Annotated in this window: 23 protein-coding genes; 20 read left to right on the top strand and 3 right to left on the bottom strand. The window is 29.8% G+C overall.

Going from position 1 to position 23,907, the window contains the following annotated elements:
- Nucleotides 1–35 precede the first annotated feature (35 nt).
- The 12 genes from priA (at nucleotide 36) to AB3K27_RS12145 (ending at nucleotide 12,017) form a co-directional block, all read left to right on the top strand.
- The gene (priA, locus tag AB3K27_RS12200) at nucleotides 36–2,237 is read left to right on the top strand and encodes a primosomal protein N' (RefSeq protein ID WP_368487702.1); all 2,202 of its coding nucleotides are present in this window, start codon (nucleotides 36–38) and stop codon (nucleotides 2,235–2,237) included.
- Nucleotides 2,238–2,340: 103 nt separating this feature from the next.
- Nucleotides 2,341–2,784 carry a peptide deformylase gene (gene def, locus AB3K27_RS12195; RefSeq protein WP_368487701.1) on the top strand — a complete coding sequence of 148 codons (444 nt, stop codon included), beginning with the start codon at nucleotides 2,341–2,343 and terminating at the stop codon, nucleotides 2,782–2,784.
- A gap of 15 nt (nucleotides 2,785–2,799) precedes the next feature.
- Entirely contained in the window at nucleotides 2,800–3,732 is a 933-nt protein-coding gene (fmt, locus tag AB3K27_RS12190; RefSeq protein WP_368487700.1) for a methionyl-tRNA formyltransferase, read from the top strand.
- Between the two features lie 19 nt (nucleotides 3,733–3,751).
- A complete protein-coding gene (locus tag AB3K27_RS12185; protein ID WP_368487699.1) occupies nucleotides 3,752–4,432 on the top strand; it encodes a zinc metallopeptidase in 681 nt (226 codons plus the stop codon).
- Nucleotides 4,433–4,505: 73 nt separating this feature from the next.
- On the top strand, nucleotides 4,506–5,837 hold the full coding sequence (rsmB, locus tag AB3K27_RS12180) for a 16S rRNA (cytosine(967)-C(5))-methyltransferase RsmB (protein ID WP_368487698.1): 1,332 nt from the start codon (nucleotides 4,506–4,508) through the stop codon (nucleotides 5,835–5,837).
- A gap of 9 nt (nucleotides 5,838–5,846) precedes the next feature.
- Nucleotides 5,847–6,926, top strand: coding sequence for a 23S rRNA (adenine(2503)-C(2))-methyltransferase RlmN (gene rlmN, locus AB3K27_RS12175; RefSeq protein ID WP_368487697.1), 1,080 nt, complete (start codon nucleotides 5,847–5,849; stop codon nucleotides 6,924–6,926).
- Nucleotides 6,898–7,638 carry a Stp1/IreP family PP2C-type Ser/Thr phosphatase gene (locus AB3K27_RS12170; RefSeq protein ID WP_368487696.1) on the top strand — a complete coding sequence of 247 codons (741 nt, stop codon included), beginning with the start codon at nucleotides 6,898–6,900 and terminating at the stop codon, nucleotides 7,636–7,638. Before rlmN ends, AB3K27_RS12170 begins: the two co-directional genes overlap by 29 nt.
- Nucleotides 7,613–9,526: a Stk1 family PASTA domain-containing Ser/Thr kinase gene (gene pknB, locus AB3K27_RS12165; protein WP_368487695.1), complete on the top strand. Its 1,914-nt coding sequence runs from the start codon at nucleotides 7,613–7,615 to the stop codon at nucleotides 9,524–9,526. The genes AB3K27_RS12170 and pknB overlap by 26 nt, the downstream gene beginning before the upstream one ends.
- A 28-nt stretch (nucleotides 9,527–9,554) precedes the next feature.
- Nucleotides 9,555–10,418, top strand: a complete 864-nt coding sequence (gene rsgA / locus AB3K27_RS12160) for a ribosome small subunit-dependent GTPase A (RefSeq protein WP_368487694.1) — start codon at nucleotides 9,555–9,557, stop codon at nucleotides 10,416–10,418.
- A 41-nt stretch (nucleotides 10,419–10,459) separates the two neighbouring features.
- Complete coding sequence (rpe, locus tag AB3K27_RS12155; RefSeq protein WP_368487693.1) at nucleotides 10,460–11,110, top strand: ribulose-phosphate 3-epimerase; 651 nt, start codon at nucleotides 10,460–10,462, stop codon at nucleotides 11,108–11,110.
- Nucleotide 11,111: 1 nt separating this feature from the next.
- On the top strand, nucleotides 11,112–11,747 hold the full coding sequence (locus tag AB3K27_RS12150) for a thiamine diphosphokinase (protein WP_368487692.1): 636 nt from the start codon (nucleotides 11,112–11,114) through the stop codon (nucleotides 11,745–11,747).
- 99 nt (nucleotides 11,748–11,846) lie between these two features.
- Complete coding sequence (locus AB3K27_RS12145; protein ID WP_368487691.1) at nucleotides 11,847–12,017, top strand: hypothetical protein; 171 nt, start codon at nucleotides 11,847–11,849, stop codon at nucleotides 12,015–12,017.
- A 135-nt stretch (nucleotides 12,018–12,152) separates the two neighbouring features.
- Here the strand turns inward: AB3K27_RS12145 and rpmB are convergent, their stop codons facing one another.
- Nucleotides 12,153–12,344, bottom strand: coding sequence for a 50S ribosomal protein L28 (gene rpmB / locus AB3K27_RS12140; protein WP_368487690.1), 192 nt, complete (start codon nucleotides 12,342–12,344; stop codon nucleotides 12,153–12,155).
- 201 nt (nucleotides 12,345–12,545) lie between these two features.
- Here rpmB and AB3K27_RS12135 point away from each other — a divergent pair, with 201 nt between their 5' ends.
- The 7 genes from AB3K27_RS12135 (at nucleotide 12,546) to AB3K27_RS12105 (ending at nucleotide 19,544) form a co-directional block, all read left to right on the top strand.
- Entirely contained in the window at nucleotides 12,546–13,493 is a 948-nt protein-coding gene (locus tag AB3K27_RS12135) for an L-lactate dehydrogenase (protein WP_368487689.1), read from the top strand.
- A gap of 143 nt (nucleotides 13,494–13,636) precedes the next feature.
- Complete coding sequence (locus tag AB3K27_RS12130; RefSeq protein ID WP_368487687.1) at nucleotides 13,637–13,987, top strand: Asp23/Gls24 family envelope stress response protein; 351 nt, start codon at nucleotides 13,637–13,639, stop codon at nucleotides 13,985–13,987.
- Nucleotides 13,988–14,004: 17 nt separating this feature from the next.
- Nucleotides 14,005–15,672, top strand: a complete 1,668-nt coding sequence (locus AB3K27_RS12125) for a DAK2 domain-containing protein (protein ID WP_368487686.1) — start codon at nucleotides 14,005–14,007, stop codon at nucleotides 15,670–15,672.
- A 100-nt stretch (nucleotides 15,673–15,772) separates the two neighbouring features.
- Complete coding sequence (gene recG, locus AB3K27_RS12120) at nucleotides 15,773–17,812, top strand: ATP-dependent DNA helicase RecG (protein WP_368487685.1); 2,040 nt, start codon at nucleotides 15,773–15,775, stop codon at nucleotides 17,810–17,812.
- Nucleotides 17,813–17,937: 125 nt separating this feature from the next.
- On the top strand, nucleotides 17,938–18,498 hold the full coding sequence (rsmD, locus tag AB3K27_RS12115; protein ID WP_368487684.1) for a 16S rRNA (guanine(966)-N(2))-methyltransferase RsmD: 561 nt from the start codon (nucleotides 17,938–17,940) through the stop codon (nucleotides 18,496–18,498).
- Nucleotides 18,499–18,503: 5 nt separating this feature from the next.
- Entirely contained in the window at nucleotides 18,504–18,998 is a 495-nt protein-coding gene (gene coaD / locus AB3K27_RS12110) for a pantetheine-phosphate adenylyltransferase (protein WP_368487683.1), read from the top strand.
- Between the two features lie 21 nt (nucleotides 18,999–19,019).
- Nucleotides 19,020–19,544 carry an ATPase gene (locus tag AB3K27_RS12105; protein WP_368487682.1) on the top strand — a complete coding sequence of 175 codons (525 nt, stop codon included), beginning with the start codon at nucleotides 19,020–19,022 and terminating at the stop codon, nucleotides 19,542–19,544.
- Here AB3K27_RS12105 and ylbJ read toward each other — a convergent pair.
- The gene (gene ylbJ / locus AB3K27_RS12100; RefSeq protein ID WP_368487681.1) at nucleotides 19,527–20,693 is read right to left on the bottom strand and encodes a sporulation integral membrane protein YlbJ; all 1,167 of its coding nucleotides are present in this window, start codon (nucleotides 20,691–20,693) and stop codon (nucleotides 19,527–19,529) included. The genes AB3K27_RS12105 and ylbJ overlap by 18 nt on opposite strands.
- 234 nt (nucleotides 20,694–20,927) lie before the next feature.
- Entirely contained in the window at nucleotides 20,928–22,154 is a 1,227-nt protein-coding gene (locus AB3K27_RS12095; RefSeq protein WP_368487680.1) for a nucleotidyltransferase, read from the bottom strand.
- Nucleotides 22,155–22,417: 263 nt separating this feature from the next.
- Here AB3K27_RS12095 and pta point away from each other — a divergent pair, with 263 nt between their 5' ends.
- Complete coding sequence (gene pta, locus AB3K27_RS12090) at nucleotides 22,418–23,413, top strand: phosphate acetyltransferase (RefSeq protein WP_368487679.1); 996 nt, start codon at nucleotides 22,418–22,420, stop codon at nucleotides 23,411–23,413.
- The last annotated feature ends 494 nt before the right edge of the window (nucleotides 23,414–23,907 follow it).

The raw sequence follows: 23,907 nt of genomic DNA, 5'->3' as shown, positions 1-23,907 counted from the left end.
CCAAACTGAGAATTACAGGATAAAAGGGTGGTTAAGTGTATATATATGCAGGTGTGATTGTAAATAACAATTTTATAAAATTAGATAAAATTTTTACCTATAAAATACCAGAAAAATTAAGGGATAGAGTAGAAATAGGTTTTAGAGTAAAAGTTCCTTTTGGCCGGGGAAATAAGAGATTAGATGGATTTATAGTTAGGCTTTATGGTAAAGAGCAAGAACAAATAGAAGTTAAAGATATTATTGATATTTGTGATGATTTTCCCCTTTTCACTAAAAAGGATTTAGAACTTATAGAAAATATGAGGGAAAAATATTTATGTACTTATCTGGAGTGTATAAAGGTATTTATACCACCAGGGATATTTAAAGGTGTAAAGAATAAGAGGGAAAATTTAATTTTTGTAGGGAAGGAACTAGAAAAAAAATTTAATAAAGAGCCTTATAAAAGTATTTATGAATTAATAAAAAATAATAATGGACTATATACTAAAAATTTTATAAGTAAAAATTATAATATATCTAAGTCTTCACTAAGTACTATGATAAAACATGGTTTTCTTCTATCAGATGAAAAAATTATAAATAGATATAATACAGTTCAATATGCAAACTATTCAAAAAAAAGACTAAATAAAGAACAGCAAAGTGCAGTAGATAAAATAATAAATTCCAATAAAAAGCTATTCTTAATTCATGGAGTTACAGGAAGTGGAAAAACTGAAATTTACATGCATATAGTGGAAAAAGCTTTGGAAGAAAATAAGGAATCTTTGGTATTGGTTCCTGAAATTGTGCTTACTCCTCAAATGGTTGAAAGATTTAAAGGTAGATTTGGAAAAGATATTAGTGTGGTCCACAGCAAGCTTTCAGAAGGGGAAAGGTATGATGAATGGGTAAGAGTAAAACAGGGAAAGGTGAAGGTTGCTATAGGTGCAAGATCTGCAATTTTTCTCCCTTTTGAAAATTTAGGCTTTATAATAATAGATGAGGAACATGAAGGAAGCTATAAATCAGACAGCAATCCTAAATATAATGTTAGAGAAATAGGAGAAATGAAATGTAGTCAATATGGATGTAAAATGATATTAGGCTCAGCTACCCCTTCCATAGAAACTTATTATAGATGCAAAATAGGAGAAATTGAACTTATAACTATAGAAAATAGAGTAAATGGAATAAAAATGCCTGAAGTAGAAATTGTAGACATGAGAGGGGAACTTTTAAATAATAATAGATCTATGTTCAGCAGAGCTCTATATGAAGCTATTTGTGATAGACTGATAAAAAAAGAACAGATAATATTATTTTTAAATAGAAGAGGATATTCTACCTTTGTATCCTGCAGAAAATGTGGCTATGTTTTTAAATGTAATAATTGTGATATATCCTTTACCTATCATTATGATAAAAAAAAGCTTATGTGCCACTATTGTGGAAGTGTAAGTGATATACCCAAAATGTGTCCTAAATGTTTTAGTAGATATGTAAAGTATTTTGGACTGGGAACGGAAAAAGTAGAACAGGAAATAAAAAAATTGTTTCCAGAAGCCAGTATACTTAGAATGGATTTTGATACCACTAGAAGTAAAAATTCTTATGAGGATATTTACAACAAGTTTAAAAATAAAGAAGCAGATATATTAATAGGTACTCAAATGGTAGCGAAGGGTTTGGACTTTAAAGATGTGACTCTTGTGGGTGTTATAGCAGCGGATGTGTCTATTAATCTACCAGACTTTAGAGCAGCAGAGAGGACTTATGAGCTTATAACTCAAGTTTCGGGAAGAGCTGGAAGAGGAGAAAAGTTGGGGAAAGTAATTGTTCAAACTTACAATCCTGAAAATTATAGCATAAAATATGCAGCTAGTAATGATTATAAGAGTTTTTACAAAGAAGAAATCAACATAAGAAAAAATATGAAATATCCACCTTTTGTAGATTTGCTTCTTATAAATATGAGTAGTAAAAATGAAAATTTATTAATAAAAAATATACAAAATGTTGGTATATTTTTAAAAAATATGTGGGAAAAGAATGATAAAATTACACTACTAGGTCCTTGTCCCTGCCAGATATCAAAGATAAAAGAATTTTATAGATGGCAGATAATATTAAAAGGACAAATAGGAAGAGATGATGCAACAAATGTTAGAAAAACAGTTTATCATTTGTTGAAACATGTTTATAATGATATAAGAGTCAGTATAGATATAAATCCAAACAATATGTTATGAGGGTAGGTTTATTAAATATAGTAAAAATTCATAAAAGAAAGGAGTTGAATAAACCGCAGAATATTTTTAAAGTTTTGTAAAGATTTTTGTGCGGTAAAGATATATGGCTTTGAGAAATATTATAAAATATGGAGATGAGCTTCTTAGAAAAAAAAGCAGAAAAATAGATGTTATAAATGATAGGATACTTACACTACTTGATGATATGGAAGAAACTTTATACAAAGAGTGTGGAGTGGGGCTTGCAGCACCACAGGTAGGGGTTTTGAAAAGAGCTGTAGTAGTAGATATAGGTGAGGGTATATTTAAACTTATAAACCCTGAAATTATATATTCTGAAGGAAGTTATGTGGATGTGGAAGGATGCTTGAGCATACCAGAAATCCAGGGAGAGGTAAAAAGGCCCAAAAAAGTAAAAGTAAAAGCTTTAAATGAAAAAGGAGAAGAAGTAATAATAGAAGGAGAAGATTTGCTAGCTAGGGCATTTTGTCATGAGATAGATCATTTAGATGGAATACTGTTTGTAGATAAAATGATAAAAAAGTAGGGAGGAAATCAGTATATGGATATAGTTTTCATGGGCACTCCTGATTTTTCAGTACCCTCTTTGAAGAGATTAGTAGAAGAATTTCAGGTTAGGGCTGTAGTTACACAACCGGATAGACCAAAAGGCAGAGGCAGGAAAATGGCCTTTTCTCCAGTTAAAGAAGAGGCTCTAAAATATAATATACCAGTGTATCAGCCTATAAAATTGAAAGATGATAGAGAGGTAATAGATACTTTAAAAAAAATAAAACCAGAATTTATAGTTGTGATTGCCTATGGACAACTACTTACAAAGGAAATATTAGATATACCTAAAATAGGATGTATTAATTTACATGCATCCCTTTTACCTAAATATAGAGGGGCAGCACCTATAAACTGGTGTATTATAGAAGGAGAAGAAAAAAGTGGGAATACTACTATGTTTATGGATACAGGATTGGATACAGGAGATATTCTCCTGAGTAGTACTTTTCAAATTGGAGAAAATATGACTGCAGGAGAGCTTCACGATATACTGATGGAAGATGGAGCAGACCTTCTAGTAGACACATTAAAAGGATTAAAAGAAGGCACAGTTAAGAGAAAAAAGCAAGGAGAGTCTTCTACAGCATATGCAAAAATGCTGAGCAAAGATATGGCAAAAATAAATTGGAATTTGAGCAGTAAAAAAATAAAATGTTTTGTAAGAGGTTTAAATCCATGGCCTATTGCATATACTCCATATAAACAAAAAAATATGAAAATATATGAGGTAGATATATTAGATGAAACCTCAAAAAAAGAAGCTGGATATATATTAGATGTTTGTAAAGAAGGAATTAAAGTGGCCTGTGGAGAGGGAATTGTGTTAATAAAAAAAATACAATTTCCAGGTGGAAAACCTATGGAAGTTAAGGAATATATAAAAGGTCATTCTATAGAAAAAGATATTATGCTAGAAAAATAGTTCATGGGAGGTGTAAACTATGCTTTATTGGGATAGCAGTTTTATTATATTAATACCTGCACTTTTAGTAGCAGCATGGGCTCAATACAGGGTATCCTCTACTTTTAACAAATATTCAAAATATAAAAGTCTTAATGGATATACAGGCTCACAAGTAGCTAGAATGTTATTAGACAGCAGTGGTCTTTATGATGTGCCTGTGGAATTGATACCGGGAAAACTAAGTGATCACTACGATCCGGGAAAGCGAGTTATGAGATTATCCCAGGAAGTATATCATGGAAATTCTGTAGCATCAATAGGTGTGGCAGCTCATGAAACCGGTCATGCCATTCAACATAAAAATAGATATTTACCTCTTGTTATTAGAAACTCCATTGTACCGGCAGTTAATTTTGGTTCTAATGCTTCCTGGATATTGCTTATAGCAGGATTTATTTTAGGAATTAGAAGTCTTGTTACCATAGGAATATTTTTATTTACTTTAGTTGTTTTGTTTCAGATAGTAACTCTTCCAGTAGAATTAAATGCTTCTAGTAGAGCACTAAAGATATTGGAAGGAAAGGCTATACTTTATTCTCAGGAGTTAGAAGGAGCAAGATCAGTTTTAAGGGCTGCTGCTATGACATATGTAGCTGCAGTATTAACTGCTGTGGCTAATTTACTTAGACTTATATATATAAGCAGAGATAGAAATTAATAAGGACATTTTAAAATTTTTATGGAATTTGTCTATTGTGGAATAAATATATATTTTAAAATAGAGGTAAAATATGAATAGTACTAGAAGTATGGCTGTGGAAATTGTTAAAAAAGTACTCTGTGATAATGCATATTCCAGTATAGTTTTAAATAAGTATTTAAATAAAATTGATTTAAATAAAAAGGATAGGGCTTTAGTCACAGAGTTGGTATATGGTACTTTAAAGTATAAATATACTATTGACTGTATATTAAAGAACTTTATAAAAAGCAATTTAGAGAAAATGAATAAAGATATATTAAATATGCTTAGAATTTCCATATATCAGTTAAGATATCTGGATAAAATTCCTGAGTTTGCAGTGGTAAATGAAGCTGTAGAATTTTCCAAAAGCATTTCTTTTAAGCTTTCTAAATTGGTAAATGGAGTACTTAGAAATTATTTGAGAAATAAGAGTAATTTATCTTGTGGAAATACAGGGGATAAGGTAGATAAAATATGTTTTCAATATTCTTTTCCCAGATGGATGACTAAACTTTTTATTAATCAGTATGGAGAGGATTCAACAAAAAATATAATGAGTTCACTAAATGTTGTCCCAAAAGTTACAGTAAGGATAAATACTTTAAAGACTGATTACAAGCATGCATGGAATGAATTGAGTATTAATGGATATGATGTAAAAAGGGGAAATGTATATAAGGAAGCCCTCATAATAAATAAAGGTAGTAATATAGAATTAAATCCTCTTTTTAAAAAAGGATATATTACAGTACAGGATGAAAGTTCAATGCTTGTATCTTATTTTATGGATGTTAAAGAAAATATGACAGTTTTAGATTTGTGCAGTGCCCCGGGAGGAAAGTCCTGTCATATAGGAGAATTAATGAAAAATACAGGAAATGTATATTGCTATGATCTATATGAAAGCAAGTTATCACTTGTTAAGCATAATGCAGAAAGACTAGGTATTAAAAATATAACTTGCAAAAAGCTAGATGCTACAAAGTATTTAGAAAAACTTAAAGATACAGCGGATAGAGTTCTTATTGATGTTCCCTGTTCAGGACTTGGAATAATAAGGAAAAAGCCTGAAATTAAGTGGAATAAAAAAGAAGATTCATTGAAAAGTCTAATAGAAATACAGAGAAAGATTATTTTAAATGCTGCAGAATATGTGAAAATAGGTGGGAAGCTTGTGTATTCTACCTGTACCTTAAATAAGAAGGAAAATGAGGAAAATATGAATTGGTTTATTTCCAAAAACCCCTGGTATAAATTGGATAAATTATATTGTGGAAATTTTCATAATATAATTTATCATAAGGAAGGATATATGACTATATTGCCTGATAACCATATGGATGGATTTTTTATTGCAAGATTTATAAAGCAGAGGTAGGTGCAATATATGTATAATATTCTTGATTTTAATATAGAAGAATTAGAGAATTGGATGAAAAACAATGCTGAGAGTAAATTTAGAGCGTCACAAATAATGGATTGGATATATAAAAAAAATCAATATGACTTTAATTATATGACCAATATTTCTAAAGATGTTATAGGAAAATTAAAAAAAAATTTTTATATGGGTATACCGGAATTAATAGAAAAACAAAAATCAAAATCGCAAGATACTTTTAAATTTTTATATAAGTTTCAGGATAAAAATATTATAGAAACGGTAGTTATGAAGTATAAACATGGAAATTCAATATGTGTTTCTACTCAAGTAGGCTGCAGGATGGGATGCAAATTTTGTGCATCTACAGTAAATGGAATGGTAAGAAATTTAACCAGTGGAGAAATGTTAGCACAAATTTTAAAATCTCAGATTGAAATAAATGAAAGAATTTCCAATATAGTTCTAATGGGTAGTGGAGAGCCATTGGATAACTATGATAATGTTTTAAAATTTTTAAATATGGTAAATTCCAAATACAGTTTAAATATAGGACAGAGGCATATAACTCTTTCCACCTGTGGTATAGTACCTAAGATAATACAGTTAGCGGATGAGAATTTACAGATAACACTAGCTATATCCCTTCATTCTCCAGATGATTTGAATAGAAGAGATATAATGCCTATTGCGAATAAATATTCTATAGAAGAAATAGTAGATGCCTGTAAATATTATATAAATAAAACAGGGAGAAGAGTTTCTTTTGAATATGCTCTAGTTAAAGGTGTAAATGACAGTTTAGAATTTGCAGAAAGTTTGATTCGATTATTAAGAGGGCTGTTATGTCATGTTAACTTAATACCTGTAAATGAAATTAAAGAAAATGATTTTAAAAAGTCTTCTCAAAATAATATAAAGAAATTTTACAGCAAGCTAGTTGAAAATAAAATAGAAACTACTATAAGAAGAGAAATGGGTTCAGACATAGATGCCGCTTGCGGACAATTAAGGAGAAGATATTTAGAATCAAAAAGTTATAGAAAGGGTGTAGAAAATGGTGGGGCTCTTGTCAGACGTAGGTAGAGTAAGAAAATTAAACGAAGACTTTGCAGATTTCTATAAAAGTGAAGGTTTGGGGATATATGTAATAGCAGATGGGATGGGAGGTCATAATGCAGGAGAAGTAGCAAGTAAAATTGCGGTAGAAACAACTATCTCTTATATAAAGTCTAAAGAGGAAATAGATATGAAAGGTGATTTGCTAAATGCCATAAATCTAGCAAATGACAAAATTTATAAGCTGTCTAGGACTAATAAAAAATTTGGTGGAATGGGGACAACTATCACAGCTTGTTTAGTTAAAAGTGGTGAAATGGTAGTGGCTAATGTAGGTGATAGTGGATGTTATACAATAAGTTATAGTGGAATTACAAAAATAACTAAAGATCACTCCCTTGTACAACAGCTGGTAGATGAGGGTAGTATAACTGAAGAAGAAGCAGCTATACATCCCAATAAAAATATAATAACAAGGGCTATTGGAACTAATATATCTGTAGAAGTAGATATTTTTAAGGTAAATCTTCAAGAGGTAAGAAAAGTAATACTATGTACTGATGGATTATCCAACGGGGTAAGCATGAATGAGATGTATGATATAATAGTAAAAAATGATAATGAAAATAGCTGTAGACAGCTAATAGAGCTAAGTAACCTTAGGGGCGGGAGAGATAATATATCAGTTATTGTATTTGAAGGAGAGTGTAAAGATGATAGGGACTGTGCTGGGAAATAGATATGAGCTATTGAAAAAAATAGGAGAAGGAGGTATGGCTGTTGTATATAAAGCTAAAGACAATCTTCTCAATAGAAATGTAGCAGTGAAAATTCTTAAAGAGCAGTTTTCAAGTGATGGAGAATTTGTGGAAAAATTTAAAAGAGAAGCTACAGCAGCTGCCAGTCTTTCAGATAATAATATAGTAAATATATATGATGTAGGCTCTCAGGGGGATATAAACTATATTGTTATGGAATGTGTTACAGGAAGAACTTTAAAGCAGATAATAAGAGAAGAAGGAAAGATACTTCCAGATAGAGCTGTAGAAATAGCTATTCAAATAACTAAAGCTTTAAAATGTGCTCATAAAAACAATATTATACATAGAGATATAAAACCACATAATATTCTTGTAACAGAAGATGGAATAGTAAAAGTAACTGATTTTGGAATCGCAAAGGCTTCAAATTCTGTTACAATAACTAATTCAAATAAAATAATGGGCTCTGCACATTATTTTTCTCCTGAGCAGGCAAAAGGAAGTTTTTTGGATTTTAGAACAGATATATATTCTCTTGGCATAGTTATGTACGAAATGGTTACAGGTCGGGTACCCTATGATGCAGAAAGTCCAGTATCTATAGCGTTAAAACATATACAGGAACCTGTAGTTCCACCTAATCAGTTAAATGACAATATACCTGAAAGTTTAAATAAATTGATTTTAAAGGCTGTAGAGAAAGAACCTATAAGAAGATATCAGACTATGGAAGATATGCTTTTGGATTTGCAGAAGATAGAAAATAATCAAAAATTAAATTTATTAAATGATGATTTTAATAAAGATATGACCCGTATAATGGATCCTGTGGACGTAAATGATGAGTATAAAAATGAGGATGATTACTATGATTATGAAGAAGGAGCAATAGATAGATTTAAAAATAAGATAGCATTGGATCCCAAGAAAAAGAAAATTATACTTATAATAGCTTTATTTATGCTTGTAATAGTTATAGGTGGAGTTTCAGGATATTTTTATAATAAGATATCTAGCAGTTCAAGTGAAGTTGCAGTGCCAAGTATAGTAGGTATGAAGCAGGATGAAGCCAAAAAACTTGTACAGAGTAAGAAATTAAGCTTTGTGGTAAGTGCAACTGAAAAAAGTGATAAACCACAAGGTACAGTAATTCAATGTTTTCCTAAACCGGGAACAAAAGTAAAAGTAAACTCAGAGGTAAGGGTGATTGTAAGTGAGGGACCTGCTACTCAGGTGGTTCCAAGTGTAGTTGGTTTAGATCTAGATACAGCAAAAGATATCATAACAAACAGCGGATTTAGTGTAGGAACTATATCTTCTAGATATAGTAATACAGTGGCATGGAATCAAGTTATAAGTCAGAATCCTGAAGCGGATTCAAAAGCAGAAAATAATACAAAAGTGAATCTTGTAATAAGCAAGGGACCAGAAGTTAAATATGTAACAGTACCTAATGTTTATGGAAAAAGTATAGAAGATGCAGCTTCTATAATGGCAAATGCAGGACTTAAAGTTGCAAGAAATCCTATAGATACTTCGGATAAATCTCAAGATGGAATTGTAACTAGCCAAAGTATAGGTGCATCACAGCAAGTTAAAGAGGGTACTACGGTTACCTTGAACTACTATAAGTATACTGAACCAAAAACTGAAGGTGAAATTTCAAATAATGGAGGAGGTTCAAGTAGTGGCAGTGGTTCAAGCAGCGGCAGTGACTCAAATAATGGAGAAAGCTCAAACAATGGAGATGACTCAAATAACGGTGGAGGCTCAAACAATGGAGATGGCTCAAATAACGGAGATGGCTCAAATAACAGCGGAGGTTCCAATAATGGCGGTGGCTCTGGTACATCACAAAAGGAATAGAATAATATATTAAATATTAGGAGGAATTATGCGGGGAACTATAATGAAAGGAATAGGAGGATTCTATTATGTAAGAACTGATAATGGCATAATTGAATGTAAGGCAAGGGGAAAATTCAGATATAATGGATTATCCCCTATGGTAGGAGATGAAGTGGAAATAGAACTGGAAAAAAATCAAGGAGTTATTGATGAAATTTATCCTAGAGTAAGTCAGTTGAAAAGACCTGCTGTAGCTAATATAACCCAGGCACTGGTAGTATTTGCATTTAATTATCCAGAGATAAATGAAGATCTATTGAATAAATTTCTTATAAGCTGTGAATTTAATAATTTAAAACCTGTGGTGTGTTTTAACAAATTAGATTTAGCTGATGAGAAAAAGAAATTACATGCTATAGATATGGTAAACAATATAGGATATGAGGTAATATTTTTAAAAGCTAAAGAAGGATATGGAATTGATAAGGTTAAGGGAAAATTAAAAGATAATATCACGGTTTTATGTGGACCTTCAGGAGTAGGGAAATCTACTATTTTAAATGCCATCTATGGAAAGGAGCTTATGGAGACCGGACAAATAAGCCATAAGTTAAATAGAGGAAAACATACCACAAGGCATAGTGAGATAATAGAATTGAAAGATGGATTTATGGTGGATACACCAGGTTTTTCTTCATTAGATATAGGTCATATAACTAAAGAGGAGCTTCAATATTGCTTTCCAGAATTTATAGAATTTATAGGCATGTGTAGATTTAAGGGATGTGTTCATTACAAAGAACCTGACTGTGCTATCAAGTTAGCCCTTGATAATGGGAAAATAAATAAAAGAAGATATGATTTTTATGTTAAAACTTTAAATGAGATTAGTAGTAGAAAGAAATACTAAATTATTAAGTATACTGGTATAAAGAAGGAGAGAAATTACCTATGATAAAAATAGCACCTTCGATATTATCTGCAGATTTTTCAAAATTAGGAGAAGAAATAAAATCTTTAGATAAATATGGGGCAGATTTGGTACATGTAGATGTGATGGATGGAAGTTTTGTGCCAAATATAAGTTTTGGAATACCTGTTATTAAAAGTATAAAACATCTTACAAAAATCCCCTTTGATGTACATTTAATGATAGAAGAACCTGTAAGGTATGTAAAGGATTTTGTAGATGAAGGAGCAGATATTATAACAGTACATTTTGAAGCGGATAGACATTTGGATAGGACTATAGATTATATAAAAAGCCTGGGAGTTAAAGCCGCAGTGGCATTGAATCCCGCTACTTTAGTGGATAATATAAAGTATTTAATACCTAAATTGGATATGGTACTTATTATGTCTGTAAATCCTGGTTTTGGAGGTCAAAAATATATAGAGTATTGTAACAGTAAGATTGGTCATGTTAAAGAGTTGGCAGATAAATATAATAAAAATTTAATGATAGAAGTAGATGGAGGTATTACTAAAGATAATATAGCTGAAGTGGTGCATAGCGGGGCTAATGTAATAGTGGCAGGCTCATCTGTATTTAAGGGAGGAACTATAGAAGAGAATATAAAGTTGTTAAGAGAGGAAATTTAATATGAAAGTACTTATAGTATCTGGGGGAACTGCACCCTCCAGAGAACTTGTTCAGGAACAAATTAAGGATAATCCACTGATAATTTGTGCAGATGGGGGAGGAAATTGTCTTTATAATTATAAAATTATACCAGAATATCTTGTAGGAGATTTTGATTCTATAGATGGAGAGGCATTGATGTTTTTTAAAAGCAATAATTGTAAAATAGAGAAATATCCCAGGGACAAAAATTTTACAGATACTGAAATTGCCTTAAATAAGGCTGTAGATTTAAGAGCAGATGAAATAATATTTACTGGATGTACAGGAAGTAGATTAGATCATGTTTTTGCTAATTTAGGAATGCTTTTAAAGTGTAATCATTTAAATATTAAGGCATGTATAAAGGATAAAAATAATATTATGGAATTATTAGATAATTCTAAGGTAATAAAAGGATGTCGAGGACAAACTTTTTCCCTTCATGCATATTGTGACTGTGTTAAAAATTTAAGCATAATAGGGGCAAAATATAAGCTAGATCATTATAATTTGTATATAGGAGATGGGAGGACAGTATCTAATGAATTCTTAGATAAGGATGTAAATATAATATTTGATGATGGAAAATTACTTTTAATAAGGTCCAGAGAGTAGTTTTAATTTAAATATAATAGCTCCTGTATTAAAAAATATTGGTAACATATAAGGAGGAACAGCATATAATAGTATAAAGCAATTCGTGGGGATAATAACGTGAAAAAAAGAAGTTTTAGAAGAAGAACTAAAAAGAAAATAGGATTGGCAGCTGTGTGTATAGGTGCTGGGTTTTTAATGACAATTATTATCCCTATATGGGGTTGGATAATAGCTGCAGGAGCTGGATTAATTTATTGTGGATGGTACTTGATAGAATGTCATAAATAAGGAGGTAGTTTAATGAAAATTATTGCATTTAAGCTTCCCAGTGCTCTATCTGCAATTATAAAATTTTTTACTAAAAAAAAGTAGTATTAGTTAAAACAAAAATGCAATTGTGCATAACAACTGCATTTTTGTTTTTTATATAGCACGTTGAACCTTTCCTGAACGAAGGCATCTTGTACAAACATGTATAGTTTTTGGTGTTCCCTTCACTATAGCTTTAATCTTTCTTATATTTGGAGACCAGGTTCTTTTAGATTGACGATGTGAATGACTATACTGTACACCAAATACAACGCCTTTTCCGCATATATCACATTTCTTGGACATTTGAAAACACCTCCTTAACAGTCTCTGAACTTAAACACACATTATTTTACCACAGAATGTATAATATGTGCAAGTAAATATATAATTTTCTTCAGTATTAGGCATACTATTAAAAGTAAAATTTTAATATTTATATGTGGATAATTGTAATTATTAGTTATATAATCACAACTAATTAATAATTTGGAGGTGCAGTTTATAATGAGAATAAATAGTAATAAGATATCAATAGTTGGCGCTGGCTTTGTGGGCTCAAGTACGGCCTTTGCCATTATGATGTCTGGATTGGCCTCTGAGATTGTAATTGTGGATGTAAACAAAGCTAAAGCTGAAGGTGAAGCTATGGATTTAGCACAGGGTCAGTCTTTTGTGAAGCCTGTATCTGTAAGAGCAAGGGATTATAAAGATACTAAGGATTCCAACATAGTCATAATAACAGCAGGAACTGCACAAAAATCCGGCCAAACTAGACTTGAATTAATTGATAAAAACTATATTATATTTAAATCCATAATAACTGAGATTGTAAAATATAGTTCTAATTCTATACTTTTAGTTGTTTCAAATCCCGTAGATATACTTACATATATAACTTATAAACTGTCAGGATTTCCTGAAAATAGAATAATAGGCTCAGGAACAGTTCTGGATACCTCACGATTAAGGTATATGGTGAGTGATGAACTTGATGTGGATATTAGAGATGTCCATAGTTATGTAATGGGTGAACATGGAGATTCAGAAATAGCTGCATGGAGTTTGACTTCAATTAATGGTATACCTTTAGAAGAGTATTACAGGCTTATCCATAAGGATTTTAGTAAAGAATATCAAGAAAAAATATTAAACTGTGTGAGAAAAGCTGCCTATGAGGTAATAAATAGAAAAGGTTCTACCTATTATGCTATTGCACTTTCAGTAAAGAGAATTGTAGAAGCACTATTTAGAGATGAAAATTCTATATTAACAACATCCACTCTGTTAAATGGAGAATATGGAATTAAAGGAGTTTTTATGGGAGTTCCTTGTATTATTGGCTCTTCGGGAGTAAAGAGCATACTGCAAATTCCTTTAGATGAAAATGAATCTAAAGCTCTTGAAAATTCTGCACAAATATTAAAAAAAATAATAGAACATTTAAATATTTAATTGATTTTAACCATTAATTAGAAGTATACTCTAATTAATGGTTTTTTTCTAGAATTTTACTTAAAACTATTGTAGGTTGAATAAATACTTTGTTTAATATAAAATATGTTTATGGTATTATAGGAATGTAAGGAGGTTTTTATATGATAGGTAGTATTGTTGGAGAAAATGGCTATATCGATTATTCAGAGGAAGTAGTTGCTAATATAGTTGGATTATCAACTATGGAATGCTATGGAGTAGTGGGTATGGCTTCCAAGAATGCAAAGGATGGTTTTTGGGAATTAATAAAGGGCGAAAATTTAAGCAGAGGAGTAAAAATTCGTTCTAAAGATAATGAATTAATGATAGAACTTTATATAATATTAGAATATGGAACAAAAATATCTGTAATTGCAAATAATATAATACAGAGGATAAAATATAATGTAGAAAACTACACAGGACTGAAGGTTTCAACTATTACTGTAAATGTTCAGGGTGTTAGAGTCTAGGGAGGTAATTCGTAAAAATGGAATACTTAAGTATAGATGGACAGCGTTTTTACAATATGGTTGTAAACGCTAGTAACAAACTAGAAGAGCAAAAAGATTTTGTGAATTCTCTAAATGTATTTCCTGTACCAGATGGAGATACAGGGACCAATATGTCTATGACTCTTAAAAATGCGGTAATAGAAATATCTAATACAAAAGGTAAATCTATAGATAATGTATCTAAAGAATTAGCTAAAGGAGCCCTTATGGGGGCAAGAGGAAATTCAGGAGTAATACTTTCTCAGATATTTAGAGGCATATCTAATGGACTCCAGGGAAAAAATCAGGTGAATTCATCAGAATTTGCAGTAGCTTTAGAAGAAGGTACAAAGGCTGCATATAAGGCTGTTATGCGTCCAACAGAAGGTACTATATTAACTATTATAAGGGCTGCAGGGGATAGTGCCTTAAAATCTAAAAAGGAAAATATAACTGGACTTTTACAGGAAGTGTGTGATTATAGTAAAAAAATATTGGATAAAACTCCTGAAATGCTCCCTGTACTTAGAAAAGCAGGAGTAGTAGATGCAGGTGGCATGGGACTTTTGATTATATTTCAAGGAATGTATGAGGCTTTAAAAGAGGATATAGAGGAAGTGTATTTAAAGAAAGCTGAAGATGTAGTAACTCAATCTTCGGCTAAAAGTGTGGAATCAGAAGAAATAAAATATGGATATTGTACTGAATTTTTTATTCATCTTAAAAATTCGGATATAAGTAGTTTTAAAGATAAGATACAAACTATAGGAGATTCCATAGTAGTAGTAAAGGATGGAGATGTTCTAAAAGTTCATATTCACAGTAATGACCCAGGTGAAGTACTGTCTCAGGCAATTAAACTTGGAGAGTTGTCAAAGATAAAAATTGATAATATGAGAGAACAGCATAGAAATATTTTAAATGTGAATGGTGAAAAAACTCCACTTGAGGATATAAATAATGATAGTGAAGAGGAAGCATATATTTCTGAAGGAAGTGTTGAGGGAAAAGAATATGCTTTTATTACAGTAGCTGCAGGAGAGGGTATTAAAAGAATATTTCAGGATTTAGGAGTGAATTATGTAATAGAAGGTGGTCAGACCATGAATCCTAGTACAGAAGATATATTAAATTGTATAAATAAATTAAATGCAGAAAATATATTTGTACTGCCTAATAATAAAAATATAATTATGGCCGCCAATCAGGCTGCAGAACTTTCAGATAAAGTTGTGAAAGTAATACCTACTAAAACGGTACCCCAGGGAATTACTGCTATAACAGCTTTCAATCCTGAAGAGGAACTACAGAAAAATATAAGTGTTATGGAAGAGGCTATAAGTACTGTGACTACAGGCTCTGTCACCTATGCAGTAAGAGATACTCAAATAGATGGAAAAGATATAAAGGCAGGAGATATATTGGGACTTGTAGAAGGCAAAATAGAGAAAGTTGGAAAAGATATATTCCAAGTATGTGATAAAATTATAAGTCATATGGTAAAAGAAAACAGTGAACTTATAAGTATATATTATGGTAAGGATTGCAATGAGGATGGAGTAAATTCTTTTGTAGGGAAGCTTGAAGGCAGCTATGATGATATAGATATACAGTGTTATAGTGGGGAACAGCCCTTATATTATTTTATAGTTTCTGTTGAATAAAAAAGCCTACTGTGGCTTTTTTATTCATGCAAATTATTTATTTTTTGATTGAAGAAGAAAAGAATTTTATTATAGGATATATTAAGGGTAGGTGAGATATATGAATGTATATGATGATGTTAAATCTATAAAGGGAGTAGGTGATGTAACTGCTCAAAATTTAAATAGATGTTGTATATTTAACATATTAGACTTGCTTTTATATTTTCCACGGGATTATGAAGTTATCTCTAGCTTGAATAATTTAAATAAAATTGAAACTGAAAAGGTCATAATAGACTGTAGAGTAAAGTCTATAGAAAAAGATATAAGAACTAAGAATAAGAAGATACTTTCTACAGTTGTATTTGAGAATGAAAGTGGAACTTTTCAAGGTAAATGGTTCAACCAGCCTTATATGAAAAACAAATTTAAGATAAATAAAGTTTATAGGATAATGGGTAAAATTGAAAGATTTAATGGAAGTATTTCTATTATGAATCCTACCTTGGTTAACAATGAGGTAAATAATAAAAAAGAGAATAAAATAATACCGATTTATCCTTTAAAATCGGGTATTACAAATAATATTTTTATAAAACTTATATCTAAGGTAATTAATGAAGTAGATATAGAAGAAAATTTACCCATTTGGATAATTAAAAAATACAAATTTTGTAATTTAAATAAAGCTATAAAGGCAATACATAAACCCAGTAGTATAGAAGAATTGGAAGAAGCGAAAAGAAGACTTAAATTTCAAGAATTGTTTTCCTATTCCTTGAAAATTTTAATGTTAAAAAATTATCATAGTAAAAATAGAGAAGGTATAGCTTTTAAAATAGTTCCAGAATTGAAAGAATTAAAGAAAAAAATACCTTATGAGCTTACTAAATCTCAAAATAAGGTTATAAGAGAAATATTATTAGATGAAAAAATAGAGTTACCTATGAATAGATTGTTACAGGGAGATGTAGGCAGCGGAAAAACTATAGTGGCTATTATAGCTATTTTTAATGTAGTAAAAAATGGATATCAGGCAGTTTTTATGGCTCCTACAGAAATACTTGCAAACCAGCATTATGAAGAATGTAAAAAGTTTTTAAAAGATACAGGAGTAAATGTACAATTACTTTGCGGGAGTATTACTGAAAAAAATAAAAAGATAATAAAGGGAGATTTAAAAGCTGGAAAGATAGATATTATAATAGGAACTCATGCCCTCATAGAAGATGATGTCGAATTTAAAAATATAGGAATGGTAGTTACAGATGAACAACATAGATTTGGAGTGGTTCAAAGGAGCAAACTTATAAATAAAGGTAAACATGTAGATACTTTAGTTATGACAGCTACACCTATTCCAAGAACTTTAAGTTTATGCTTGTATGGAGATTTAAATATATCTACTATAGATGAACTTCCTCCCGGAAGAAAAAAAATACATACTTATTATACAGATAAAAATTCAAAAGATAAGGTATATAAATTTGCAGTAGAAGAGATAAAGAAAGGTAGGCAAGTATATGTAGTATGTCCTTTAGTGGAAGAAAATAATAATTTACATTTAAGTTCTGTAAAAGAAATCTATAATAAATTGAAAGAAAAATATTTCAAAGACCTAGAGATAGGTATATTGTATGGTAAGATGCCATCTGGTTCCAAAGAAGAGACTATGAATAAATTTAAAAATGGAGATATAAAAGCTATTATATCTACAACAGTTATAGAAGTGGGTGTTAATGTGCCAAATGCTACAGTTATGATAATAGAAAATGCAGAGAGATTTGGACTGGCACAGCTTCATCAGTTGAGGGGAAGAGTTGGAAGGGGAGAATATAAATCTTATTGTATTTTAATTGCAGACATTAAAAATGATTTCACAAGGAGAAGAATGGAAATAATGAGAAGTAGCAATGATGGATTTTTTATTGCAGAAGAAGATTTAAAAATAAGAGGTACAGGAGAAATTTTTGGATTTAAACAGCATGGTGAAAATGGATTGATTTTTTCAAATTTATCAGAAGATATACATATATTTAGATTGGCCAATTTAGAAGCAAAGAAGTTTCTAGAAAGTAAACAAAGTGAGGACGAAAAAATTAAAAAGGAACTTATGGATAAATTAGAGAAAACTTCTAAAATCATAAGTTTTAATTAGTTTAAAAATTTAATGTAGAGGATTTATATAGCACCTATTGAAATGGTTTTGAATAATAGAAACATATATGTTAAAATATTATAGAAAAATGCAGTATATGAAATATAGAAGGTAGGGAAAAAATTATGAGAGTAATTGGAGGTCTTGCAAAAGGAAGAAGATTAATGTCTCCTAAAGGATATGATACTACAAGACCTACTTTAGACAGGGTAAAGGAAGCTATGTTTAACATAATACAAAATAGAATCTATGGTTCTTGCGTGTTAGATGTATTTGCAGGTACGGGAAGTTTGGGCCTTGAGGCTATAAGCAGAGGGGCTAAAAAATGTTTATTGGTTGATAGGGATAAAGATACATTTTCTTTTTTAAAACAAAATGTGGAAAGTTTGGGTTTTGGTGAAATTTGTGAAACCATAAATAAGGATTCTTATGAATTTCTTAGACAAATAAAAAGAAAAACAGAAATATTCGATATAATATTTGTTGATCCACCCTATAAAAAAAATATGATTCCACCGGTTATAGAAATAGTAGAAAGTAAAAAATTATTGTGTAAAAGTGGAATTATAGTTACTAAGATTGATACAGGTGAGGAGATATATAAAGGGAGTAATAACATAATTTTAGCAGATCATAGAAAGTACGGAAATACTACAGTGTGTTTTTATAAATACAAGGAGGACTAATTATTATGAGTAGGGCAATATATCCTGGAAGTTTTGATCCTATAACCAATGGACATTTAGATATAATAGATAGGGCATCTAAAGTATTTGATGAATTAATAGTTGGAGTACTAGTCAATCCTGACAAGAAGGGATTATTTACTGTTGAAGAAAGAGTAGAATTGATAAAAAGAGTGGTAAAAGATATGCCAAATGTAAAGGTTGAAAGTTTTAGTGGACTTTTAATAGATTTTATGAAGGAAAAACAAAGTCAAGTTATAGTAAAAGGATTAAGAGCTGTATCGGATTTTGAATATGAATGTCAGATGTCTCTTATGAATAAAAAACTTGATCCTAATATAGATACGGTTTTTATGATGGCCAGTGCTATGAATTCGTTTTTAAGTTCATCTTCTGTAAAACAAGTAGCTATGTTTGGGGGATGTATAGAAGAATTGGTTCCTAAAGAAGTGATTATTGATATTATTAAAAAATTTGATAAAGCTTATAAAAATTGTTGATACACCTTAGGGGGAAAGAGTATGGATGTTATCAAACTACTGGAATATCTTCAAGAGATTGTAGATACTTCTGCCAAAGTTCCTTTAAGTAAAAAAGTTATGGTGAATAAAAATGAAATATCAGAGATATTGGACAGAATAATTAATTGTCTTCCAAGTGAATTAAAAAAAGCACAGTGGATAATAGAAGAAAAAGAGAGAATTTTAACTGAAGCTGTACAAGAAGCAGATGATATAAAAAAACAAAATTTAAATTTATTAAGACGTCAGATAGAAAATCATGATATTACAAAAGAGGCCAATATAAGAGCTGAAGAGATTATTTCATCTGCACAAAAAAATGCCAAAGCAATAAGAGTAGGTGCAAGGGACTATGCAGATGAAATGTTAAGTCAATTGGATAGTGAAATATTACGTAAAAGCAATGAAATGTTGTCAAGTTTAAAGTTAGAACTTCAAGAGTTTTTAGATAATTTAGAAGGTAGTATAAATTTAAATACTGAATCTATAAAAGATAATATAAAGCAGTTAAGAGATATGAAATAAGTGTTTTAATTTAAATAATAACCAGGGTACTATGAGTAAAATTAAAGTAAGTATAAATACATTACTTAAATCTCCTGTAATTTTATAGTTAGGTAAAAAAGTTTGTGTAGATAATTTGTGAAAAGATAAATTATAAAGTAAAAAACTTATTATAGAACATATAATTCCCTGAAACATTTTTCTGATTATATATTTTTTTATGGATATTTTAAATTTATAGGTAAAAGAGTAAACCTGAAATATAATACAAATACCGCTAAAAGTAAATAAAAAACTTATAATTATAAGTTTTAAAGTAGTGGAAGCAGTAGAAGATGATATAAGATTGCACCCATTTGTCATTTCTATTATTCCAAGTAAAGTACCTTCTACTATATCTTTGGAAATCCCTATTATATTTGAAATTCTATATACGAGGGAATCAAATAAAAAATTGTGTTTTAAAATATTATTAACTACAGAAAATATAATTATAAATCCTCCTATAGATATGCAAGTTGTTAGAGAATTTTCTATGCTTCTTTTTATTGATATTCCTATATTTTCATAAACATAAGTATGGGTTTTCTCAAAGTTATAATTTTTGTAGGATTTTTTGGCAGGAAGTAAAAGTCCCATGACAATACAGGATAAAAAATTGGACAATAATAATATATAACCTATAAAGGAGTTTTTAAGCATAGATATTCCTACAGAACCTAATATAAATATGGGACTTGCATTAGACGCTATATTTAAAAGTCTTTCGCAGGTAAAAGAATCTATTATGTTTTTTTCATATAGTTCACAGGCGTATTTGGCACCTAAAGGATAGCCACAGAGTATACTTATTATTACTACAAAGCTGCAACTTATAGGAAGTTTAAGTGGTTTGCACAAGATTTTTCCTATTAATTTAGAATATATATTTATTCCATCATAACAGAGAATTATATTACATACAACTAAAAATGAAAATAGGGATGGAAACACTTTATAAAAGAATAAAAAACTTCCCATAATTACTCCATCTATACATATTTTTGGAGCCATTATAATTTGTACTATTAAAATTGAACAGATTATGGTTACAATTAAATTTGTGTTCTTAAATAAAATATATAAAAGAATTATTATTGCACATATTAAAAAATAAAGTAAAAATTCCAAAGTCAATCGCCTACTTTCTAATATCAAGTGATTCTAAGGTTCAGGTGGAGTTTGCTATAGAGAAATGCTTATCTCCATCTGAACCTTAGAAGAACTTATTCAGGCGCGTTAGTCGTGCTTATCTCTCACTTTAAAGAAGATGGGAGTATTAGCCAATTACCGCGCTCAGATAAAAATTTTAATAAATATAATATATGATTTAGTAAAGTATATTTATTAAGCAGGCTACTTATTCTAAATTTTATCCATTATAAGTGGACTTGAAATATAATCTTGATTGAAGGCTATATTTTTATTTAAAAGACTATAGCCTTTTGTGGCCATAATATCTAATTTTAATGTATCATTTATATTTTTAGGAAGTTTTGTATATATAGGTATAGAGGAATTTTGTTTTATTTCTTTCAATATTTCCATACCTTTACTGTTAAATCCTAAAACTCTTCCATAAGGACATTTATTTTTCCTTAAAGCTTTTGTATCTAAATTTTCAAATCCTAAGAAAAATTGGCATAGAATTCTACTTATGCGGCTGTAGGTATATCGTTTGGTTTTAGCATAATTTATAATTTGGTCATAGGAAGAAGCATTTTTTAAAGCTTTTTCTATTCTATTTTCAAGTCCCTCTGATACGTCAGGTAAATATTTTATATTCTTTCCATAAAATAAATTTTTATATTTTAAGTAAGGCACTAGAGAATCTTCAAAAGTAAATTTATAATTGGAGTGACTTAAATTCCTTAAAATACATAATATATTATAAGGCAAAGCTTTTTCTAGTTCCTGTAGAGAATTATTTTCTTTTAAAAAATTGCGAATGGAGGTAGCACTTGAAAAACCATGATTTATATGTGTACTGTTATATGAATTTCCGATTCTTTTTATGGACACAGGATTAATAGTACTTTTAAGTCTTGCTAGGCTCTTACAGTATTCTATTGCCAGTATATTGTTAGGTAAATGAAGTATTTCTGTTATACTGTTATTTTTAAGAGGATATTTACGGCAAAAAAATTCTTTTAAGGCATACCCTCGTGCAGAAGCATAAGACATACCCTGGTATAGTTTTTCTTTTAAAGTTAATCTCAATTCTTCTGGTTCTTCACATAGAATTTTTCCTATAAGAGTTAATAGTTTAATATCTTCACACTCACTTCCAAAGCACAAATTTTCTACTACTCCTAAATTTTCTAAAAGGCTTACAGCTCCGTAGGCAAAAAATTCTGCAGAAGATAAACTATAGAGAACTGGAAGTTCTAACACTAAATCAACTCCGTTTAAAAGAGCCATTTTAGTTTTGTTCCATTTGTCTACCATAGAGGGGGCCCCTCTTTGTACAAAGTTTCCACTTATTACTGCAATTATACTATCACAGTTTGTTATGGATTTTGTTTTTTCAATATGATATTTATGACCATTGTGAAAAGGATTATACTCGACTATTATACCAGTTATTTTCATATACTAAAATTCCTTTCCTTGGCATTTATATTTATACAAATATTATACCAGTAAAATTTCGTTTATTATAATTATTTTTTCATGAAATATTAAAACATGAAATATTAAAAAATGATTATAAAATATTTGTATCTAGAGAGAAAAAATTTTAATAAAATATTAAAATCAAATAATTTTCCATTGAAAAATATAGGTAAAAAGGATTATAGTATAAGTGTATAATCTTAATTATCTAAATTTAAAATTTGAAAGGAGAATAAAACATGAAATTAATGGAAAAAATTTTTGACTTGGCTAAGTCAAATAAGAAAAAAATTGTTTTGGCGGAGGGAGAAGAACAAAGGAACATTAAAGCTTGCGAAGAAATAATAAAAAATGGTATTGCAGACATAATTCTGGTAGGAAGCGAAAATGTAATAAAAGAAAATGCATCTAAATTGGGAGTGAATTTAGCTGGAGCTGAGATAGTAGATCCTGAGACTTCAAGTAAGACAGCAGGCTATGCCAATGCTTTTTATGAAATCAGAAAGAATAAGGGAGTTACACTAGAAAAGGCAGATAAAATAGTTAGAGATCCTATATACTTTGCAACAATGATAGTAAAACTTGGAGATGCAGATGGCTTAGTTTCAGGTGCAATACATACAACAGGAGATCTCTTAAGACCTGGGCTTCAAATAGTAAAGACAGTTCCAGGTGCTTCTGTAGTTTCCAGTATATTTTTAATGAGTGTACCAGATTGTGAATATGGAGAAGATGGATTCCTGTTATTTGCTGATTGTGCTGTAAATGTATACCCTACTGCTGAAGAGTTAGCTTCAATTGCAATAACTACAGCGGAAACTGCAAAAAGTTTGTGTAAAATAGAACCAAGAGTTGCTATGCTTTCATTTTCTACTATGGGAAGTGCTAGTCATGAATTGGTAGATAAAGTTACAAAGGCAACAAAGCTTGCTAAAGAAGCTAGACCTGATTTAGATATAGATGGAGAACTTCAATTAGATGCTGCCATAGTAAAAAAAGTTGCGGACTTAAAAGCTCCTAACAGTAAAGTAGCAGGAAAAGCTAATGTACTTATATTCCCTGACATACAAGCAGGAAATATAGGATATAAGTTAGTTCAAAGATTTGCGAAAGCTGAAGCTATAGGACCTATATGCCAGGGATTTGCAAAGCCTATAAACGATTTATCAAGAGGTTGCAGTGTTGATGATATAGTAAAGGTAGTGGCTGTAACTGCAGTTCAAGCACAGAGTTAGAATTTGTTATAAACTTTTATAGAAGATTAATTACTTAAATAGGAATAAGCTGTCACTTTGTGGTTTAATATTTTAAAATCCAACAAAGGATAGCTTATACAAAAATGATGGAAGCAAGACATCGTTATATAAAAAATTAAATTACATATTTTATTTTTATGAAAATTAAAATACAGGGTATTTAAAGTCAAAAACTTTTAAATAGTTTGTATTTATATATTGTATAGATTTGATAAATTTTGTTAAAATATTAGATAATGAAAGTAAGGTTTATATGCTAAAATTATATAAATAATAAATAGTTGTATAATTTATCATTTATGGTTAAAATAATATTAGTATATATTTTACATATTAATACTTGGTGTTTTAAATTAGTTGTGATTTTTATGTGTTATGGGATAAATTAATTGCTTTACTAAATTATTAATATTGGTATCGCTTTCACTTTACTTAAAATTCTATAAGTCCAGTAATAATTTAATGTTCCTATG

This window comes from Clostridium sp. BJN0013, assembly GCF_040939125.1.
Classification (GTDB): Bacteria; Bacillota; Clostridia; order Clostridiales; family Clostridiaceae; genus Clostridium_B.
Note: the sequence above shows the minus strand (reverse complement) of the source record. Positions and strands in the feature narration are given on the sequence as shown.

Coding starts and splice junctions, on each gene's coding strand:
- def (WP_368487701.1), top strand. CDS start 2,341: ATGGCTTTGAGAAATATTATAAAATATGGAGATGAGCTTCTTAGAAAA.
- fmt (WP_368487700.1), top strand. CDS start 2,800: ATGGATATAGTTTTCATGGGCACTCCTGATTTTTCAGTACCCTCTTTG.
- AB3K27_RS12185 (WP_368487699.1), top strand. CDS start 3,752: ATGCTTTATTGGGATAGCAGTTTTATTATATTAATACCTGCACTTTTA.
- rsmB (WP_368487698.1), top strand. CDS start 4,506: ATGAATAGTACTAGAAGTATGGCTGTGGAAATTGTTAAAAAAGTACTC.
- rlmN (WP_368487697.1), top strand. CDS start 5,847: ATGTATAATATTCTTGATTTTAATATAGAAGAATTAGAGAATTGGATG.
- AB3K27_RS12170 (WP_368487696.1), top strand. CDS start 6,898: ATGGTGGGGCTCTTGTCAGACGTAGGTAGAGTAAGAAAATTAAACGAA.
- pknB (WP_368487695.1), top strand. CDS start 7,613: ATGATAGGGACTGTGCTGGGAAATAGATATGAGCTATTGAAAAAAATA.
- rsgA (WP_368487694.1), top strand. CDS start 9,555: ATGCGGGGAACTATAATGAAAGGAATAGGAGGATTCTATTATGTAAGA.
- rpe (WP_368487693.1), top strand. CDS start 10,460: ATGATAAAAATAGCACCTTCGATATTATCTGCAGATTTTTCAAAATTA.
- AB3K27_RS12150 (WP_368487692.1), top strand. CDS start 11,112: ATGAAAGTACTTATAGTATCTGGGGGAACTGCACCCTCCAGAGAACTT.
- rpmB (WP_368487690.1), bottom strand. CDS start 12,344: ATGTCCAAGAAATGTGATATATGCGGAAAAGGCGTTGTATTTGGTGTA.
- AB3K27_RS12135 (WP_368487689.1), top strand. CDS start 12,546: ATGAGAATAAATAGTAATAAGATATCAATAGTTGGCGCTGGCTTTGTG.
- AB3K27_RS12130 (WP_368487687.1), top strand. CDS start 13,637: ATGATAGGTAGTATTGTTGGAGAAAATGGCTATATCGATTATTCAGAG.
- AB3K27_RS12125 (WP_368487686.1), top strand. CDS start 14,005: ATGGAATACTTAAGTATAGATGGACAGCGTTTTTACAATATGGTTGTA.
- recG (WP_368487685.1), top strand. CDS start 15,773: ATGAATGTATATGATGATGTTAAATCTATAAAGGGAGTAGGTGATGTA.
- rsmD (WP_368487684.1), top strand. CDS start 17,938: ATGAGAGTAATTGGAGGTCTTGCAAAAGGAAGAAGATTAATGTCTCCT.
- coaD (WP_368487683.1), top strand. CDS start 18,504: ATGAGTAGGGCAATATATCCTGGAAGTTTTGATCCTATAACCAATGGA.
- AB3K27_RS12105 (WP_368487682.1), top strand. CDS start 19,020: ATGGATGTTATCAAACTACTGGAATATCTTCAAGAGATTGTAGATACT.
- AB3K27_RS12095 (WP_368487680.1), bottom strand. CDS start 22,154: ATGAAAATAACTGGTATAATAGTCGAGTATAATCCTTTTCACAATGGT.
- pta (WP_368487679.1), top strand. CDS start 22,418: ATGAAATTAATGGAAAAAATTTTTGACTTGGCTAAGTCAAATAAGAAA.